Source organism: Massilia sp. (assembly GCF_032106685.1).
Lineage (GTDB): Bacteria > Pseudomonadota > Gammaproteobacteria > Burkholderiales > Burkholderiaceae_D > Telluria.
Genome location: NZ_DAMCPG010000026.1, coordinates 54,489 through 72,741, shown reverse-complemented (window position 1 = coordinate 72,741; position 18,253 = coordinate 54,489). Strand labels below are relative to the sequence as shown.

General features: G+C 67.2%; 12 protein-coding genes and 1 pseudogene. 8 read left to right on the top strand and 5 right to left on the bottom strand.

Annotated elements, in window-relative coordinates; translation table 11 throughout:
* The 3 genes and pseudogenes from RT688_RS15060 to rpsB form a co-directional block, all read right to left on the bottom strand.
* Positions 1–356 (bottom strand): annotated as a pseudogene (locus RT688_RS15060) (UMP kinase); the annotation flags it as partial.
* A gap of 345 nt (positions 357–701) precedes the next feature.
* On the bottom strand, positions 702–1,610 hold the full coding sequence (gene tsf, locus RT688_RS15055) for a translation elongation factor Ts (protein ID WP_313705666.1): 909 nt from the start codon (positions 1,608–1,610) through the stop codon (positions 702–704).
* A gap of 147 nt (positions 1,611–1,757) precedes the next feature.
* The gene (gene rpsB / locus RT688_RS15050; protein ID WP_313705665.1) at positions 1,758–2,507 is read right to left on the bottom strand and encodes a 30S ribosomal protein S2; all 750 of its coding nucleotides are present in this window, start codon (positions 2,505–2,507) and stop codon (positions 1,758–1,760) included.
* A gap of 375 nt (positions 2,508–2,882) precedes the next feature.
* On the opposite strand from rpsB, the gene map reads away from it, so the two are divergent.
* From map to RT688_RS15025, 5 genes are all read left to right on the top strand, one after another.
* Positions 2,883–3,707, top strand: a complete 825-nt coding sequence (gene map / locus RT688_RS15045; RefSeq protein WP_313705664.1) for a type I methionyl aminopeptidase — start codon at positions 2,883–2,885, stop codon at positions 3,705–3,707.
* 10 nt (positions 3,708–3,717) lie between these two features.
* Positions 3,718–6,297 carry a [protein-PII] uridylyltransferase gene (locus RT688_RS15040; RefSeq protein WP_313705663.1) on the top strand — a complete coding sequence of 860 codons (2,580 nt, stop codon included), beginning with the start codon at positions 3,718–3,720 and terminating at the stop codon, positions 6,295–6,297.
* Positions 6,298–6,325: 28 nt separating this feature from the next.
* Complete coding sequence (locus RT688_RS15035; RefSeq protein WP_313705662.1) at positions 6,326–7,072, top strand: pseudouridine synthase; 747 nt, start codon at positions 6,326–6,328, stop codon at positions 7,070–7,072.
* A 200-nt stretch (positions 7,073–7,272) separates the two neighbouring features.
* Positions 7,273–8,121: a phosphate/phosphite/phosphonate ABC transporter substrate-binding protein gene (locus RT688_RS15030; RefSeq protein ID WP_313705661.1), complete on the top strand. Its 849-nt coding sequence runs from the start codon at positions 7,273–7,275 to the stop codon at positions 8,119–8,121.
* 11 nt (positions 8,122–8,132) lie between these two features.
* Entirely contained in the window at positions 8,133–10,976 is a 2,844-nt protein-coding gene (locus RT688_RS15025) for an EAL domain-containing protein (protein ID WP_313705660.1), read from the top strand.
* Positions 10,977–10,988: 12 nt separating this feature from the next.
* On the opposite strand, the gene RT688_RS15020 is transcribed toward RT688_RS15025, so the two are convergent.
* On the bottom strand, positions 10,989–12,218 hold the full coding sequence (locus RT688_RS15020; RefSeq protein WP_313705659.1) for a PepSY-associated TM helix domain-containing protein: 1,230 nt from the start codon (positions 12,216–12,218) through the stop codon (positions 10,989–10,991).
* Positions 12,219–12,335: 117 nt separating this feature from the next.
* Between RT688_RS15020 and RT688_RS15015 the strand changes: the two genes are divergently transcribed.
* The 3 genes from RT688_RS15015 to RT688_RS15005 all read left to right on the top strand — a co-directional run bounded on the left by RT688_RS15015 (position 12,336) and on the right by RT688_RS15005 (position 16,920).
* Complete coding sequence (locus RT688_RS15015) at positions 12,336–14,480, top strand: TonB-dependent receptor (RefSeq protein ID WP_313705658.1); 2,145 nt, start codon at positions 12,336–12,338, stop codon at positions 14,478–14,480.
* A 323-nt stretch (positions 14,481–14,803) separates the two neighbouring features.
* Entirely contained in the window at positions 14,804–16,303 is a 1,500-nt protein-coding gene (locus tag RT688_RS15010) for an oligopeptide:H+ symporter (protein WP_313705657.1), read from the top strand.
* 71 nt (positions 16,304–16,374) lie between these two features.
* Complete coding sequence (locus RT688_RS15005; RefSeq protein ID WP_313705656.1) at positions 16,375–16,920, top strand: GNAT family N-acetyltransferase; 546 nt, start codon at positions 16,375–16,377, stop codon at positions 16,918–16,920.
* On the opposite strand, the gene RT688_RS15000 is transcribed toward RT688_RS15005, so the two are convergent.
* Complete coding sequence (locus RT688_RS15000; protein ID WP_313705655.1) at positions 16,917–18,242, bottom strand: ATP-binding protein; 1,326 nt, start codon at positions 18,240–18,242, stop codon at positions 16,917–16,919. The genes RT688_RS15005 and RT688_RS15000 overlap by 4 nt on opposite strands.
* Positions 18,243–18,253: the final 11 nt, after the last annotated feature.

Below are 18,253 nucleotides of genomic sequence, written 5' to 3'. Positions count from 1 at the left end.
GCCTTCGGGCGCACGTAGGGCTCGACCACCTGCTCGATGCCGATGGCCGACATCACGCGCGCGGTGATGCCGACGTGGCGCATGGCGTCGGCCAGCGCCAGGGCGTTCATGACGGTGGCCAGCATGCCCATGTAGTCGGCGGTGGCGCGGTCCATGCCCTGGGCGCCGGGAGCGACGCCGCGGAAGATGTTGCCGCCGCCAATCACGACCGCCAGCTCGACGCCCAGCTTCGCCACTTCCGCCACGTCGGCCACCATGCGATCGATGGTGGCGCGGTTGATGCCGAACGGATCGTCGCCCATCAGCGCTTCGCCAGACAGTTTAAGGAGGACTCGTTGGTAGGCTGGTTTTGTCATGATGAAGCGGGCTCCTGTTGTGTTGATTCGAATTCGGTTCCGGCCGCCGGCGCGTGGCTGACGGCCTCATCTGCGCAATGTACAGATGGCGGCGAAACGGGCGCGCACGGGCTGCGCCTTGGTAGGGTGGACACCTGTGTCCACGCTGTGGGACACATGGCAATCGCACTGCGCGTCCTTGCCCGTGCAGGCGGACCGGACACCCGGCGCCGCGCCAGCGGCTCCGATCGCGGGCCGGATCATCGTGCTGGCGCGTATCACCGCGTGGACACAGGTGTCCACCCTACGAACCCGGCAATGTAAACGGCCAGGTTAAAAAAACGGGCCTTGCGGCCCGCTTTCGTATTACTGCTTGTTGGCAGCCATCTGGGCCGCGACTTCCGCTGCGAAGTCGTCGACCTTCTTCTCGATGCCTTCGCCCACGACGTACATCGTGAATGCCTTCACGGTGGTGTTGGTGGCCTTCAGCATTTGCTCGATCGACTGCTTGTCGTTCTTCACGAACGCCTGGTTCAGCAGCGACACTTCTTTCAGGTACTTCTGAACCGAGCCTTCCAGGCGCTTGGCCAGGATTTCCGGCGACTGGGCCGGCTTGCCTTCGGCGGCGGCCTTTTCGGCGTCTTCCTTGGCCTTCAGTTCGGCGACCGAACGCTCTTTCTCGATCAGTTCAGCAGGAACTTGCTCAGCCGACAGAGCGACCGGCTTCATCGCGGCGATGTGCATTGCCACGTCCTTGCCGACCTGCTCGTCCGCGCCTTCGTATTCGACCATGACGCCGATACGGGTGCCGTGCAGGTAGGAAGCCAGCTTGCCGGTGGTGTCGAAACGCTGGAAGCGGCGCACGGTCATATTTTCACCGATTTTGCCGATCAGTGCCGTACGCACGTCGTCGAAGGTCTTGCCGTCGGCCGGCAGGGCTGCCAGGGCGGCGACGTCGGCCGGGTTGTGCTCGGCGACCAGCTTGGCTGCCAGGTTGGCCATGGCCAGGAAGTCGTCGTTCTTGGCGACGAAGTCGGTTTCGCTGTTGATTTCGACCAGCGCGCCGACGTTGCCGGCGATGTAGGTTGCCACCACGCCTTCGGCGGTGATGCGCGAGGATGCCTTCGATGCCTTGCCGCCCAGCTTGACGCGCAGGATCTCTTCGGCACGTGCCATGTCGCCGTCGGCTTCGGTCAGTGCCTTCTTGCATTCCATCATCGGTGCGTCGGTTTTCGCGCGCAGTTCGCCGACCATCGCTGCAGTAATCGCTGCCATGTGTATTCTCCTAAATGTGATTCCTAAGATGCGGCCGCCAGCGATCGCGGCGTCCGCCCGGGGTATTCTTTTGCTTGAAAAAAGGGGTGCTCAGAACACCGGCACCCCTTTTGGAGCTGTGAGGCAGGCATGAAGCCCGCCCGAAAATTACGCCTGCTCGGAGACTTCGACGAAATCGTCGCCGCCGGCCTTGACCATCTCGACGACTTCGTTGGTGGCGTTGGCGCGGCCTTCCAGGATCGCATCGGCGACGCCGCGTGCGTACAGGGTGATCGCCTTCGACGAGTCGTCGTTACCCGGGATCACGTGGGTGACGCCTTCCGGCGAGTGGTTGGTGTCGACCACGCCGATGACCGGGATGCCCAGCTTGCCGGCTTCGGTGATGGCGCCCTTGTGGTAGCCGACGTCGACGACGAAGATCGCGTCAGGGATGCCGCCCAGGTCCTTGATGCCGCCGATCGACTTCTGCAGCTTTTCCATTTCGCGCGAGAACATCAGCGCTTCTTTCTTCGACAGCTTCTCGACTTCACCCGATTCGACTTGCGCTTCCATGTCCTTCAGGCGCTTGATCGAGGTCTTGATGGTCTTGAAGTTGGTCAGCATGCCGCCCAGCCAGCGCTGGTCGACGTAAGGCACGCCTGCGCGCTGCGCTTCGGCGGCGATGATGTCGCGGGCCTGGCGCTTGGTGCCGACCATCAGGATGGTGCCGCGGTTGGCCGAGATCTGCTTGATGGTCTTCATCGCATCCTGGTACATCGCCATGGTTTTTTCCAGGTTGATGATGTGGATCTTGTTGCGATGACCGAAGATGAACGGCGCCATTTTCGGGTTCCAGAAACGGGTCTGGTGGCCGAAGTGGATACCGGCTTCCAGCATTTCGCGCATAGTAACGGACATGTAATTCTCCAGGGTTAAATTCTTGAATACGACCAGTCACCTCGAGGGCACCCTTTGGCGGTCGCATTCGCGATTTGAATAAAAAAATAGACTACTTTGACAACATTACCGGACCAGAGCCCAAGCAACCCGAGATTCTAGCGGGATTTGGCCTGTATTTCAAGAGTCGCGTACGGACAAGCCACGGGGCGGCCCGCAGCGGCCCCCTGGCATTCCCCGGCCCCCGCGGGGCCGGGCCACACCGCGTGGCGCTTCACTTATAATGAGAAGAATATTGCAGAGTGCGCACTCACAGCCCGGCTGTTACGCCCTGTTACCAAATACCGTCCGTTTCGCTCCTTTCGCTCCAGCCGACCCGGCATTACCAATTCTCTTATGTCCATCTCCATCAAAACACCGGAAGAAATCGAAGGCATGCGCATCGCCGGCCGCCTCGGCGCCGAAGTGCTCGACTACATCACGCCCTTCGTGAAGCCGGGCGTGACCACGGCCGAACTCGACCGCCTGTGCCACGAATACATGGTCAACGTGCAAGGCACGACCCCGGCCCCGCTGAACTACGCGCCACCGGGCTACCCGCCCTTCCCGAAGTCGGTCTGCACTTCGCTCAACGACGTGATCTGCCACGGCATCCCGAACGACAAGCCGCTCAAGGATGGCGACGTGATGAACATCGACGTCACCGTCATCACGAAGGATGGCTTCCATGGCGACAACAGCCGCATGTTCTTTGTCGGCAAACCGTCGATCATGGCCAAGCGCCTGGCCGAAGTCACCTACGAATGCATGTGGCTGGGCATCTCGAAAGTCAAACCCGGCGCGCACCTGGGCGACATCGGCCACGTGATCCAGCAGCACGCCGAGAAGAACGGCTACAGCGTGGTGCGCGAGTTCTGCGGCCACGGCATCGGCCGCGTGTTCCACGAAGAGCCGCAGGTGCTGCATTACGGCAAACCCGGCACCCTCGATAAGCTGGAGCCGGGCATGATCTTCACCATCGAACCGATGATCAATGCCGGCCGCCGCGAGATCAAGGCCCTGCCCGACGGCTGGACCATCAAGACCAAGGACCGCAGCCTGTCGGCCCAATGGGAGCACATGATCCTGGTCACCGAGACCGGCTACGAAGTGCTGACCATGTCCGCCGGCACGCCGCCGCCGCCGGCCATCGTGCTGCCGGCCGCGGCCGTCCCCGCGTAAAGGCCGCGCCATGTCCGCCGCCCAGCTCGACCAGGCCCGTCCGGCACTGAAGCAGCGCCTGAAGGCCGAACGCCAGGCCCTGTTCGAGCGCTTCCGCCGCGACGACCGGCCCGAGAAGCTGCTGCGCAGCCTGCGTCGCTGCGTCGACGGCATCCTGGTCGACGCCTGGCGCGCGGCCGCCCTGCCCGCCCACACCGCCCTGGTCGGCGTCGGCGGCTACGGGCGCGGCGAACTGTTTCCCCATTCCGACGTCGACGTCCTGGTCCTCCTGGGCGCCCAGCCCGACGCGATCACCCAGGCCAAGCTCGAGAACCTGGTCCAGCTGCTGTGGGACCTGGGGCTGGAGATCGGCCACAGCATCCGCACGGTCGACGAGTGCATGCTCGAATCGAGCGCCGACATCACGGTCCAGACCAGCCTGCTCGAGGCGCGCCTGGTGACCGGCGACGCGGCGCTGTTCGCCCAGCTCCAGAAGCGCTACCGCGAGGCGCTCGACCCGCAGGCCTTCTTCCAGGCCAAGACCGCCGAGATGCGCCTGCGCCACGCGAAATACGAGTACACCGCCTTCGCGCTGGAGCCGAACTGCAAGGAGAGCCCGGGCGCGCTGCGCGACCTGCAGGTGATCCTGTGGGTGGCGAAAGCATCAGGCCTGGCCAATTCCTGGGGCCAGCTGGTCACCCGCGGCCTGATCACGCGGGTGGAGGCGCGCCAGCTGATGGAAAAGGAGCGCGCCTTCAAGGACATCCGCGTGCGCCTGCACCTGCAGACGGGCCGGCGCGAAGACCGCCTGCTGTTCGACGTCCAGACCGCGATCGCCGAGTCGTTCGGCCTGACGTCGGACGCGCCCGGCCCGGGTGCGCGCCGCGCCAGCGAATACCTGATGCAGCGCTACTACTGGGCCGCCAAGACCGTCACCCAGCTGAACACCATCCTGCTGCAGAACATCGAGGCCCGGCTGTTCCCCCAGCCCGCGGTGCCGCGCCCGATCAATGCATGCTTCAATGACGTCAACGGTTTCATCGACATCGCGCGCGACGATACCTTCGAGACCCATCCCCCGGCGGTGCTGGAGATCTTCGTCGCCATGACCGAGCGCCCCGACATCAAGGGCATGACGGCGCGCACCACGCGCGCGCTCTGGCATGCGCGCAACCTGATCGACGAGGCCTTCCGCGCCGACCCGGGCAACAAGGCGAATTTCCTGCGCATCCTGAAGGCGCCCGTCGGCCTGGTGCATGCGCTGCGGCGCATGAACGACTTCGGCGTGCTGGGACGCTACCTGCCGAACTTCCGGCGCATCGTCGGCCAGATGCAGCACGACCTGTTCCACGTGTACACGGTGGACCAGCACATCATGATGGTGGTGCGTAACCTGCGCCGCTTCACGATGAGCGAGCACGCCCACGAATACCCGTTCTGCAGCCAGCTGATCGCGAACTTCCGCGACCGCTGGCTGCTGTACGTGGCCGCCCTGTTCCACGACATCGCCAAGGGCCGCGGCGGCGACCATTCCGAACTCGGACGCGTCGACGCCTTCGAATTCTGCCGCGAGCACGGCTTGAGCGACACCGACACCGAACTGGTGGTGTTCCTGGTCGAGCAGCACCTGACCATGTCGCAGGTGGCCCAGAAGCAGGACCTGTCGGACCCGGACGTGATCCAGGCCTTCGCCGGCGTGGTCGGGGACGAGCGCCACCTGACCGCGCTCTACCTGCTGACCGTGGCCGACATCCGCGGCACCAGCCCCAAGGTGTGGAACGCCTGGAAGGCCAAGCTGCTGGAAGACCTGTACCGGATCACCCTGCGCGTGCTCGGCGGCGAGCCGCATTCGACCGACCGCGAGCTGCGCATGCGCCAGCAGGAAGCGCTGGCCACGCTGCGCCTGTTCGGGCTGCCGAGCGACGCCCACGAGGCACTGTGGGACCAGCTCGACGTGGTCTACTTCCTGCGCCACGACGCCTCCGACATCGCCTGGCAGACGCGCTGCCTGCACGACAGGATCAAGAGCGTCAAGCCGGTGGTAAAGGCGCGCCTGGCGCCGATCGGCGAAGGCCTGCAGGTGACGGTCTACGTCAAGGACCAGCCCGACCTGTTCGCGCGCATCTGCAGCTACTTCGACCGCAAGAACTTCAGCATCCTGGACGCGAAGATCCACACCACGCGCGACGGCTACGCGCTCGATACCTTCCTCGTCACCGAGGAGAACTTCGCGAAGCACTACCGCGACATCATCAGCCTGATCGAGCACGAGCTGTGCGCGCTGCTGGGCTCGAACGCGCCGCTGCCGCCGCCGACCCGCGCGCGCCTGTCGCGCCTGTCGCGTCACTTCCCGATCACGCCGACCGTCGAATTGCGGCCGGACGAGCGCGGCCAGTACTACCTGCTCTCGATCGCCGCCCACGACCGCACCGGCCTGCTGTACGCGATCGCCAACGTGCTGACCCGCCATCGCATCAACCTGCACACCGCCAAGATCATGACCCTCGGCGAACGCGTCGAGGACGTGTTCCTGGTCGACGGCGCCAACCTGAACAACCCGCGCGTGCAAGTCCAGCTCGAGACCGAGCTGCTCGACGCGCTGGCCATCTGACTTTTATTCTTTTTTTTGTGTTTGCCTTATGACCGAACCGCTCCGCCTGTCCAAACGTATGTCCGAACTCGGCCTCTGCTCGCGCCGCGAAGCCGATGAATGGATCGCGCGCGGCTGGGTAAGGGTCGACGGCAAGGTCGTTTCCGAACTGGGCAGCAAGGTGCTGCCCTCGCAGCGCATCACGGTCGAACGCCAGGCCGCGGCCGAGCAGTCCAAGCGCGTGACGATCCTGATCAACAAGCCGGTCGGCTACGTCAGCGGCCAGGCCGAGGACGGCTACACGCCGGCGGTGGCCCTGATCAAGCCGGAGAACCGCTGGGCCGAGGACCCGTCCGACGAGAACTTTCATCCGACCCAGCTGCGTTCGCTGGTGCCGGCCGGCCGCCTCGACATCGACTCGGTGGGCCTGCTGGTGCTGACTCAGGACGGCCGCATCGCCAAGCAGCTGATCGGCCAGGACACCAGCATCGACAAGGAATACCTGGTGCGGGTCCAGTACACGCGGCCGGGCAAGCTGCCCGACAGCGACCTGAAAAAGCTCAACCACGGCCTGTGGATGGACGGCAAGCCGCTGCTGCCGGCCAAGGTGCGCTGGCAGAACGAGGACCAGCTCAGCTTCACCCTGCGCGAAGGCAAGAAGCGCCAGATCCGCCGCATGTGCGAGATGGTCGGCCTGAAGGTCATCGGCCTGAAGCGCGTGCGCATCGGCCGCGTCAAGCTGGGCGAGCTGCCGCAGGGCCAGTGGCGTTACCTGCGGCCGGACGAGCAGTTCTGACGTTCGCGCCTGGGCACGGGGCGCCCACCCTGCGCCCCACCGTTTTCATGTTGGTAAACTTGTCGGATGACTAAGGACATTCGCAGTCTCGCCGTTGCAACACTGCAATGTTTCTTGAGGGCATTGCCTGTACGAAATGTGCTATAGTCATCGGCCAGCGCATTCCCGCGCGCGTTCGATTCCCCCAGTTCCCCGACCCCATGCGTACGATCACCCGCGCAGGCCTGGCCCTGCTCCTGCTTCCCCTGCTGTGCGGCCAGGCCGCGGCCGCCGCGACCCCGACGTATAACTTCTCGCCGGTCAACCAGTACAACCTGCAGGTCTCGGCCAGCTTCTGGAATCCGATCGTGCGCTACGTGTCCAGCAAGAGCGGCGTGCACCTGAACCTGAAGCTCGGCCGCACCTCGGCCGACACCACCAGCTTCGTGCTGGCCAAGGAAGTCGACTTCGCGTTCACCAATCACCTGTTCAGCCCCGAGCGCAGCAAGATGGGCTGGACCGTGTTCGGCCGCCGCAACGCCGAGCCCGTGCGCGCCCAGATCGTGGTGCCCGTCGATTCGCCGGTGCGGCGATTGAGCGACCTGGCGAACAGCATCGTGGTGTTTCCCGGCCCGGAAGCGCTGATCGCCTACAAGGTGACCTACGCCCAGCTGCTGCGCCAGAACGTGCCGGTCACGGTCGCCTTCGCCGGCAACATGGACGCCGCCTTCACCCAGTTGTTCAGCGGCCGCGCCAAGGCCGCGGGCGCGAACTCACAGCTGGTAGAGAACTACAGCGGGCGCGAGGACCAGCGCTTTCGCGTGCTGTGGAGCTCGGCCCCGTTCAACGACCTGGCGCTGATGGCCTCGCCGCGGGTGCCGGCCGAACAGGTGCGCGCCGTGGCCGACGCCTTCCTCAACATGCACCGCGATCCCGAGGGCCGGCGCATCCTGGAAGCGGCCGCCGAACTGGTGCACGCGCCCGAGCCGCTCTCGTTCGTCGCCGCCGGCGACGCCGACTACGCCGCCTACCGCAGCTTCTACCAGGCCGCACCGGCCGAACTGCGCTAGGCGAGCGAGCGATGTTCCGGCGCCTGCACCTCATGCTGTTGCCGCGCTCGCTCGTGGGCCGCGTGTTCACGCTGTTCGCGCTGAGCATGCTGGTCTTCGTCGGCGTCGGCCTCGGCATCTTCTACCGTCACCAGTTCCTGCAGCATATCGAGGAAACCCAGGACGGCGCCTATACCCTGGTCGAAGTCGCCTCGCGCGCGGTCGAGGACAGCGCCGTGATCGGCGACTACGACACCGTCAAGCGCACCCTGTCGACGATGATGGTGCAGTCGCCGTTTCGCAGCGCCGCCTTCATCGACCTCGCCGACGGCGTGATCCGGGTCGACGCCCCGGCCACCGACTATCACGCTTCGGCGCCGGGCTGGCTGACGCGGCGCGTCGGACGCGAGCTGTTCGACGTCAACCGCGTGGTGGCGGTCGGCGGCAAGGACTACGGTGTATTGCGCCTCTCCTTCGACGAGCGCAAGCTCGCCTCGCAGCTGTGGATCCTGCTGCTGCAGTCGGCCGGCCTGGCCGCGATCGCCCTCTCGATCAGCCTGGCGCTGGCGCGCTGGCTGCTCAAGCGCTGGCTCGAGAACCTCGGCCGCCTGCGTTTCCACGGCGACGAACAGGCCGCGGCCGCCGAGGCGGCGCTGAGCGCCAGCGCCCCGCGCGAGATCCGCGAGGCGATCCTGGCGGTGAACCGCAGCGCGGCCAGCATGCGCGACCAGTACGGCCAGCGCATCGCGGCCCTGATGAATTCCCTCGTCCAGCACAAGAGCGCGCTCGACCAGGCGGCCATCGTGTGCGAGCTCGACCGCGAAGGCCGCATCACCGCCGTCAACGAGCAGTTCGTGCGCCATTCGGGTTATGCGCGCGAGGAACTGGTCGGCGCCGAACTGGCGCTGGTCGGCGTGCCGCTGGCCCAGGCCGCGCACGGCTGGACGCCCTCGTGCGACGTCTGGAACGGCGAAGTGGCGGTGCCGGCGCGCGACGGCGAACGCCAGTGGCGCCGCACCATCGTGCCTATCTTCGACAGCAACAAGCAACTCGAGAAATACATCTGCATCGACTTCGACATCACCGAACGCAAGCAATTCGAGGACGCGATCGTCGACAACGCCAAGTGCCAGGGCCTGATCGCCCGTCTCGGCCGCAAGGCGCTGGAAGCGGGCCCGCTGCAGGAACTGTTCGAGATGGCTGCGGCGGTCGCCTGCGAAGGCCTGGGCGTGCGCCACGCGGCCCTCTTCGGTTTCGACGCCGAGGCCGGCGCGGCGGTGCTGCAGGCCGGCGCCGGCTTTCCGGCCGAGGCGGTCGGCGCCCGCTTTGCCCACGTGGCCGGTCCCGGCTCGGCCGAGCAGCTGGCGCGCTGGAGCGCCGCCCTGCTCGGCACGCGCGCCGCCGGCAGCGGCATCGAGGTCTTCATCGTCTGCAGCGACCGCCTGTACGGCGCGCTCGGCGTGTATGCGCCCGAGCAGCGCACCTTCCAGGAACAGGAGGACGGCTTCCTGAACAGCCTGGCCAACATCCTGGCGACCGCGATCGAGCGCGAAGACGCGAAGAACCGCCTGACCTACCTGGCCCAGTACGACGCGCTGACCGGCCTGCCGAACCGGCATCGCCTGGCCGGCTGCCTGGAGGATGCGATCGCCGCCGCCGCCCGCTGCGGCCACCGCGCCGGCGTGATGTTCATCGACCTCGACCGCTTCAAGAGCGTGAACGACATGATGGGCCACAGCGTCGGCGACGAACTGCTGGCCCAGGCCAGCCGCCGCCTGCAGGACTGCGTGGGCGCGGACGACGTGGTGGCGCGCCTGGGCGGCGACGAATTCGCGGTGGTGCTGCCGCGCCTGGCTGCGCTGGCGGACGCCGAGGCGACCGCGGCCCGCATCGTCGAGGCGCTGGCGCGCCCCTTCGTGCTGCAGGGCCAGCAGCTGTTCGTCTCGGCCAGCGTCGGCATCGCCGGCTACCCCGAGGACGGCGCCTCCGCCTCGGCCCTGCTGAAGAGCGCCGACACGGCCATGTACGGCGCCAAGAACAGCGGCCGCAACAACTACCGCTTCTACCTCGCCGAGATGCATGCGAACGCGGCCCAGCGCCTGCAGATCGAGACCGACCTGCACCTGGCGCTCGAGCGCGGCGAGTTCGAGCTGCACTACCAGCCCAAGCTGCGCCTGGACAGCGGCGCGGTGAGCGGCTTCGAGGCCCTGCTGCGCTGGCGCCATCCCGAGCGCGGCCTGGTGTCGCCGCTCGAGTTCATCTCGATCCTGGAAGACACCGGCATGATCCTGCCGGTGGGCGAATGGGTGATCGGGGAAGTCTGCCGCCAGCTCGGCGAATGGGCCGTCACGCTCGACCACGTGCCGCCGGTGGCGATCAACCTGTCGGCGCGCCAGCTGGCCCAGGCCGGCCTGCCCGAGACCGTGGGCACGATCGTCGCCGCGGCCGGGATCGACCCGCGCCTGCTGGAATTCGAACTGACCGAATCGATGCTGATGACCGACCCCGAGGCGGCGGTGGCGATCCTGTCGCAACTGAAGGCCCAGGGCATGCGCCTGTCGGTCGACGACTTCGGCACCGGCTACTCGAGCCTGGCCTACCTGAAGCGCTTCCCGCTGGACGCGCTGAAGATCGACCGCACTTTTGTCCGCGACCTGCCGGCCGACAGCGACGACGCCGCGATCACCAAGGCCGTCATCAGCCTGGCGCACAGCCTGAACCTGAAGGTGGTGGCCGAGGGCGTCGAGACGATCGGCCACGTGCGTGCGCTGGAAGCCTACCAGTGCGACGAGATCCAGGGCTACTACGTGAGCCGCCCGCTGCCGCCGCATGCCTGCGTGGCGCTGTTGGCGGAGCGGGTGCAGCGGGCGGCCTGAGAAGCGAGCGTCTCAGGCCGCGATGCCGGCGCGCGTCTCTTCCGTCTTGGCGGGCGCGGCGCGCAGCTTCGGCTTCTTCTTCGCGCCCTTCTTCGGCTTGCGCCGGAACTTCAGCCACATCACGATGCCGGTCACGAAAAACACCAGCGGCGCCAGGCCGGCGATGCTGATGAAGGCCTTGCCGGCGTTGCCGAAGGCTTCGCCGCTATGCAGCGGGAACAGCGCGCCCAGGAAGCGGTCCCCGGCGCTGCCGCCGAGCGGATCGGCCACGCGCAGCACCGCGCCGTCGCCCGCGTCGATGCTGACGCGGGTCGCGCCCGGCCCCTGGCGCAGTTCGCCCGGCTGGCGCACCCGCACTTCGTAGGGCGCCTGCGCGCCCGCCGGCAGGCTCACCCGGCCGACGCGCGCCGCCGGAAAGCGCGCCTGGGCCGCGGCCACCGCCTGCGCCACCGGGATCCGCGGCAGCGATGCCGGCGTCCGGTTCTCCGGCCTGGCGTTCGGCGTGACCGTGGCAACGGTCTCGACCAGCGGCGTGGTCCAGGTCGGCATGTTGAAATGCACGCCCGACAACCCCAGGAACAGCAGCACCGGCGCCAGGAAGAAGCCGGCCGAGCGGTGCAGCTGGAAACTGAAACGCGGCCAGTTGCCGCCGAAACGCACCTTGAGCGCATTCGCGACCGCCTGCAGCGTCATGCGCGGCCACCAGAGCACGATGCCGGTGACCGCCAACAGCGCCAGCGCCACGCCCTGCACCGCGATCACGACCTTGCCGCCCTCGCCGGCCAGCAGGTAGCGGTGGAAGTGAAACAGGGTCGGCATCAGGAGCGGCCGGCTCAGGCCGGCCTCGCCCCAGTTGCGCTCGCCCAGCACCGTGCGCGTGGCCGGATCGACCATCACCTGGCGCGTCACCGGCTGGCGCCACAAGGACTGCGCTTTCCCCGGACGGTACCAGGCCACGTAGACGTCGCCGGCGCGCTCGGGCAGCTCCAGCATGTTCGGCTTGCCGTAGCGCGCATCCGCCGCCAGCGCGTCGTGCACCGCCTGCACCTCGGCTGGCGCGACCCGCAGTGCCGCGCCGGCGCGCTGTCCAGGCGGCGGCGCCACCTGTAGCAGGCCGGGATTGAGCACGGCGTCGAGTTCGTGGATCCAGCTCAGCGCGCTGCCGGTGAGCCCCTGCAGGACGAGGATGGTGCCGAAGACCAGGCCGGCCCACAGGTGCACGGTGCGGAGTAAAGGTTTCATGCTGGATTCGGTCTAGATGAGAATAATTCGCAACGGTATTGTAATCGCAAATGTTAATCGTTATCATTTACGATTGTACATTGCATTTTGGCAAACCGTCACATCACCGGATCAAGAATGAGAACACCGAAGCCGCTTTCCCTCGCCGTCACCTGCTCGCTGATGGCCCTGCCCCCCGCCTTCGCCCAGGAAGCCGCGGACAAGCGGCCAACCGAGGAAAACAAGGAAGCGATGGCGTCGGTGATCGTGACCGCCACCCGCGGCGCCAAGGCGGTCGACAAGATTCCCGGCGCGGTGACGGTGATCGGCCAGCAGGACCTGGCGGCCCAGTACCAGATCGCCGACGACCCTTCGGCCGCGCTGGTGACCTTCGTTCCCGGCTATTCGCCCAGCCGCCAGAAGATGAGCTCGACCGGCGAATCGCTGCGCGGGCGCCAGCCGCTGATCCTGCTGGACGGCATTCCGCAATCGAACCCGCTGCGCGCCGGCATGCGCGAGGGTTATTTCGCCGACAGCGCGATCATCGAGCGCATCGAGGTCATCAGCGGCGCCTCGGCCGTGCAAGGCATGGGCGCGACCGGCGGCATCATCAACTACATCACCAAGTCGCCGCGCAAGGACGGCACCACGGTCGGCGTCAATGCGCGCGCCGCGACCCAGTTCCGGTCGGACAACCTCGACTGGAAGACCGGCGTCACGGTCAGCCACAAGAGCGGCGCCTTCGACCTGCTCGGCTACGCCAGCGTCCAGCGCCGCGGCATGAGCTACGACGGCCGCGGCCGGCGCCTCGGGATCGACAACGTCCAGGGCGACACCCTCGACACCCATGGCCACGACCTGTTCCTCAAACTGGGCCGGGATTTCGGCGACCAGCGCATCCAGCTGACCCTGAACCGCTTCGACCTGAAGGGCGACGGCGACTACCGCAACGAATCGGGCGTGCCGGTGGCAGGCATCCCGACCAGTTCGGTGCCGGGCAGGCCCGAGGGCTTGCCGCCCGAGAACAAGGTGCGCACCGCGAGCCTCGACTACCGCCACGCCGACCTGGCCGGCGGCGCCTTCACCGCGCAGCTCTTCAAGCACGACTTCGAGTCGCTGTTCGGCGCGACCCAGACCGCCACCTTCCAGGACTCGGCCCTCGACCCGACCCGCAAGCTGTGGGACCAGTCGCAGATCGTCGCCGACAAGACCGGCGCGCGCGTTACCTGGGTGCGTCCGGATGCCTTCGTGCGCGGCCTCGAAGCGACGCTGGGCCTCGACCTGCTGCGCGACCATTCGCTGCAACGCCTGGCGGCCACCAACCGCACCTGGGTGCCGGAACTGAAGTTCGAATCCCATGCCCCCTTTGCCCAGCTCGAATACGAATTCGGACCGGTGACGGTGCGTGGCGGGGTGCGCCACGAGAACGCGAAACTCGAGGTCGACACCTACACCACGCTGGCGGCCTACGGCAGCCGGCGGGTCGAAGGCGGCGCCACCGAATTCTCGAAAGCGGTGAAGAACATCGGCGCCGTCTGGCGCTTCGCCCCCCAGTGGTCGGTCTTTGCCGGCAGCTCGGAAGGCTTCGGCCTGCCCGACGCCGGCCGCCTGCTGCGCGAGGTGCGGGTCCCGAACCAGTCGGTCTCGAACCTGATCGCCCTGCAGCCCGTCGTCACCCGCAACAACGAGATCGGCGTCAACTGGCGCGGCGCCCGCGGCCAGCTCGGCCTGTCGCGCTACGATTCGCGCTCGAAGCTCGGCAGCGTGCTGCGCATCACGGACGGCGTCGGCGTCCTCGAGCGCTTGCCGGTGGTCGTCAAGGGTTGGGAAGTGAGCGGCGACTGGCGTCCCACGAAGGAGTGGTCGATGTTCGGCAGCTATGCCCGCACCGATGGTAAAACCGCGGCCACCCAGGGCGCGCCGCTCGACCTCGCGCTCGGCGCGCGCGCGCAGGGCCCGGACAAGGCCGTGCTGGGCGCCAACTGGCGACCGCTGGCCGGCGCCCAGCTGCGCCTTCAGGCGACCCACCTGTTCGACCGCCACATCAATATCGGCCGCCGGATCGGCGCCACCGACCTCGAAGAGAAATTCGAGGGCTACACCCTGGTCGACCTGGCGTCGAGCTTTGACACCGGCCATGGCCGCATCGGCGTGAGCGTCGAGAACCTGCTCGACAAGCAGTACGTGGGCTACTATTCGCAGGCGGCCGCCGCCACCGATGCCGGCAACACCTATGCCGGCCGCGGACGCACGCTCGCCGTGAGCTGGAGCCGCATGTTCTGAGCTTTTTTGTGTGGGTTCTCGAGCCCTGGGTTTTCGTAGGGTGGGTTCTTGAACCCACGCGGATTCACGGTTTGCAGGCCCGTCGCCAGGATCGCGCCCGATCGGCTGCATGTCGTGCCTCTCTCGCATGCCGGCCGACTGGCGGGCGTCATGACCGGTGGGTTCGAGAACCCACCGGTCATGACGCCCGTGCGACGCCGCGCCGCCACAGTCTCTCTCCTCTCCTTCCCCTGTCTTTCAGGATTGCATCTTGCGTTGTCGTGGCGTAGCATGCAACGCTTGCGCCGGCCATGGGCCGGGCGCGCGTTCAACGAGGAGATAAATTGAAAACGGAAATCCTGCCGTACAGCCAGACCCGCTCGTTCATGACGGTGGCGCTGATCGAATTGTGGGAGCGCTTCGGCTATTACGGCATGCAGGCGCTCATCGTGTACTTCATGGTGCAGCGCATCGGCTTCGAAGACAGCCGCGCCAACCTGGTCTGGGGCGCCGCCGCCGCCCTGATCTACGTCGCGCCCGCCATCGGCGGCTGGATCGGCGACAAGGTGCTCGGCACCCGCCGCTGCATGATCCTGGGCGGCATCATCCTGACCCTGGGCTATGCCCTGATGGCGGTACCGACCGAAAACACCTGGTTCCTGTTCTCGGCCCTGGGCGTGATCGTGGTCGGCAACGGCCTGTTCAAGCCGAACACCGCCAACCTGGTGCGCAAGATCTATGAAGGCGACGATTCCAAGATCGACAGCGCCTTCACCATCTACTACATGGCCGTGAACGTCGGCTCGACCTTCTCGATGCTGGCCACGCCGGCGATCAAGGACTACGTCAACGCCACCTACGGCAACGAACTGGGCTGGCACGTCGCCTTCGCCTTCTGCAGCGTCGGCCTGGTCGTCGGCCTGCTGACCGTGATGATGATGCGCGCCACCATCCGCCACGTCGGCTCCCAGCCGGACGAACTGCCGCTCGACATGGGCAAGCTCGGCATGGTGCTGGCGGGCGGCGTGGTCGCCGTCGGCCTGTCGGCCGTGATCCTGCAGTACCAGAGCCTGGCCCGTGCCTTCGTGTACGTGGCCGGCATCGTGGTGCTGGGCATCTTCGCCCACCTGATCAGGAAGAGCGTGCCGAGCGAGCGCGCCGGCCTGATCGCGGCACTGATCCTGACCCTGCAGACCGTGTTCTTCTTCATCTTCTACCAGCAGATGTCGACCTCGCTGGCGCTGTTTGCGCTGCGTAACGTCGACCTCGAGTTCACCGTGCTGGGCGCCCACCTGTGGACCTGGTCGCCGGCCCAGTTCCAGGCCCTGAACGCGATCTGGATCATGGTCCTCAGCCCGGTCCTTGCATGGATGTACGCGCGCGCCGGCCGCACCGGTTCGGATCTGTCGATCGCCGGCAAGTTCGCGCTCGGCTTCTCGGTCGTCGCGCTCGGCTTCTTCACCTATGGCTTCGCCGGCTCCTTCGCCGTCAACGGCCTGACCTCGTCGTGGATCATGATCGCCGGCTACGGCCTGTATTCGCTGGGCGAGCTGCTGGTGTCGGGCCTGGGCCTGGCGATGGTCGCACGCTACGTGCCGGCGCGCATGGGCGGCTTCATGATGGGCGCTTATTTCGTCGCTTCCGGTATCTCGCAGTACCTGGGCGGCGTGGTCGCCAACCTGGCCAGCGTCCCGCAAGGCATGACCGATCCGCTGCAGACCCTGCCGATCTACACCAGCCTGTTCAACAAGCTGGGCATCGCCGCCGTGGCCTGCACCCTGATCGCCCTGGCCGTGCTGCCGATGATGCGGCGCCTGACCGCCACCCACCACGCGCACCAGTAAGCGCGCGCTGATCGAAGGGCCGGTTCGCCGGCCCTTTTCTTTTGCGAACGATGTTGCGAACGAGAGCGACGATGACGATACTGACGACCGGCCGCCTGCGCCTGGAACCCTTCGACGACCGTCACCTGGACGGCCTGCACGCGATGAACCGCCTGCCCGAGGTGATGCGCTTCATCACGGGCAAGCCGGAAACGTTGGAGCAGACCCGCGCCGCGATCGAGATGATCAAGGGGCGCTGGGCGCAGTACGGCTTTTCCTGGTGGGCTTTCGTCGAACGCGGCGGCGAGCGCGTGATCGGCGCCGGCTGCATCCAGTACCTGGGCCGCGATCCGGCCAACCCGCACGAGATCGGCTGGCGCCTGGTGCCGGACAAATGGGGCCAGGGCTACGCATCGGAGGCGGCGCGGGCGATGGCCGGCTGGGCCTTCGAGACGCTGGACGCGCCCTTGCTGTGCGCGGTCTGCAAGCCGGAAAACCGGGATTCGGCCAGGGTGATGCAACGCCTCGGCATGCGTTACCGCGGCGAGGAGACCTGGTACGACAGCCCGCATGCGGTGTACGAGATGACGCGCGCCGAGTGGCTGGCGCGCATGGACACCGGGGCCGCGGCGGGCTAGCGCGGCGCCGTCACCAGCGCCAGCAGCGTGTCCGGGCTGACCGGTTTCACCAGGTAGTGGTCGAAGCCGGCGGCCAGGGCGCGCGCGCGGTCCTCGGCCTGGCCATAGCCCGACAGGCCGATCGCGATCGGCTGGGCGGCCTTGCCGGACGCGCGCAGCGCCGCCAGCACTTCCAGCCCATCCATGCCGGGCAGGCCGATGTCGCACACGACCACGTCGAAGTCCTGCGCCATCAGGGCCGCGAGCCCGCTCGTGCCGTCGTGGGCGGTCTCGACTTCGTGCCCTTCCATGTCGAGGAAGGCCTTCAGGGTTTCGGCGGCGTCGACGTTGTCCTCGACCAGCAGCACGCGGCTGCGCCCCGCGCCTTGCCCGGAGGCGACGGCATCGGCCGGCGGCGCGGCCTTGTCCAGCGGGCATAGCGGCAGGCGCACCACGAAGCGGCTGCCCTCGCCGAGTCCGGCGCTGTCGGCCTTTACCGTCCCGCCGTGCATCGAGACCAGGTTGCGCACCACGTTCAGGCCGACGCCCAGCCCCCCTTCGGAGCGCGCCAGCGAACGCGGCCCCTGGGTGAACAGGTCGAAGATGTGCGGCAGCACCTCGGGCGCGATGCCGGTGCCGTTGTCGCGCACCGAGACGATGACTTCGTGGTCCTCGACCGCGACGTCGACGTGGACATCGCCGCCGTCGCCGGTGTACTTCGAGGCGTTGCCGATCAGGTTGGTGAAGACCTGGGTCAGGCGCACCCGGTCGCCGCGCGTGCCGACCGGTTCCGGCGGCAGGTTCAGGAACAGGTGCTGGCCGCGCTCGCGGATGCGCGGCAGCACGGTCTCGAGGGCCTGGTCGATCGCGTTCGAGACCGCCATCGATTCCAGGGCCAGGGTGATCTTGCCGCTGCTGATGCGCGCGGCGTCGAGCAGGTCGTCGAGCAGACGCGCCATGTGGTCGACCTGGCGCCGGATGACCTTGGAAAAGTTCAACAGCTGGGGCGAGGCGTTCGCCGAGCGTTCCAGCAGCATCGACGACATGCTGATCGGCACCAGGGGATTACGCAGCTCGTGCGCCAGCATGGCCAGGAATTCGTTCTGGCGCCGGTTCGCGGCCTCGGCGTCGTCGCGCGAGCCCTGGGCGTTGATCGCGGCCAGCACCAGGTGCTCGTTGGCTTCGCGCAGGCGCTCGACGCTGCGCTCGAGGGCGTCCTTTTCGCGCACCGCCTCGCGCAGGCGCGCCAGCTCGTCTTCGAGACCGCCGATGTGGCGCAACAGCGCCGCCGTGTAGGCGTCCTGGCCGAGCGCGGCCGGGTCCGGATTCAGGGAACGCTGCATGGAGCCTTTGT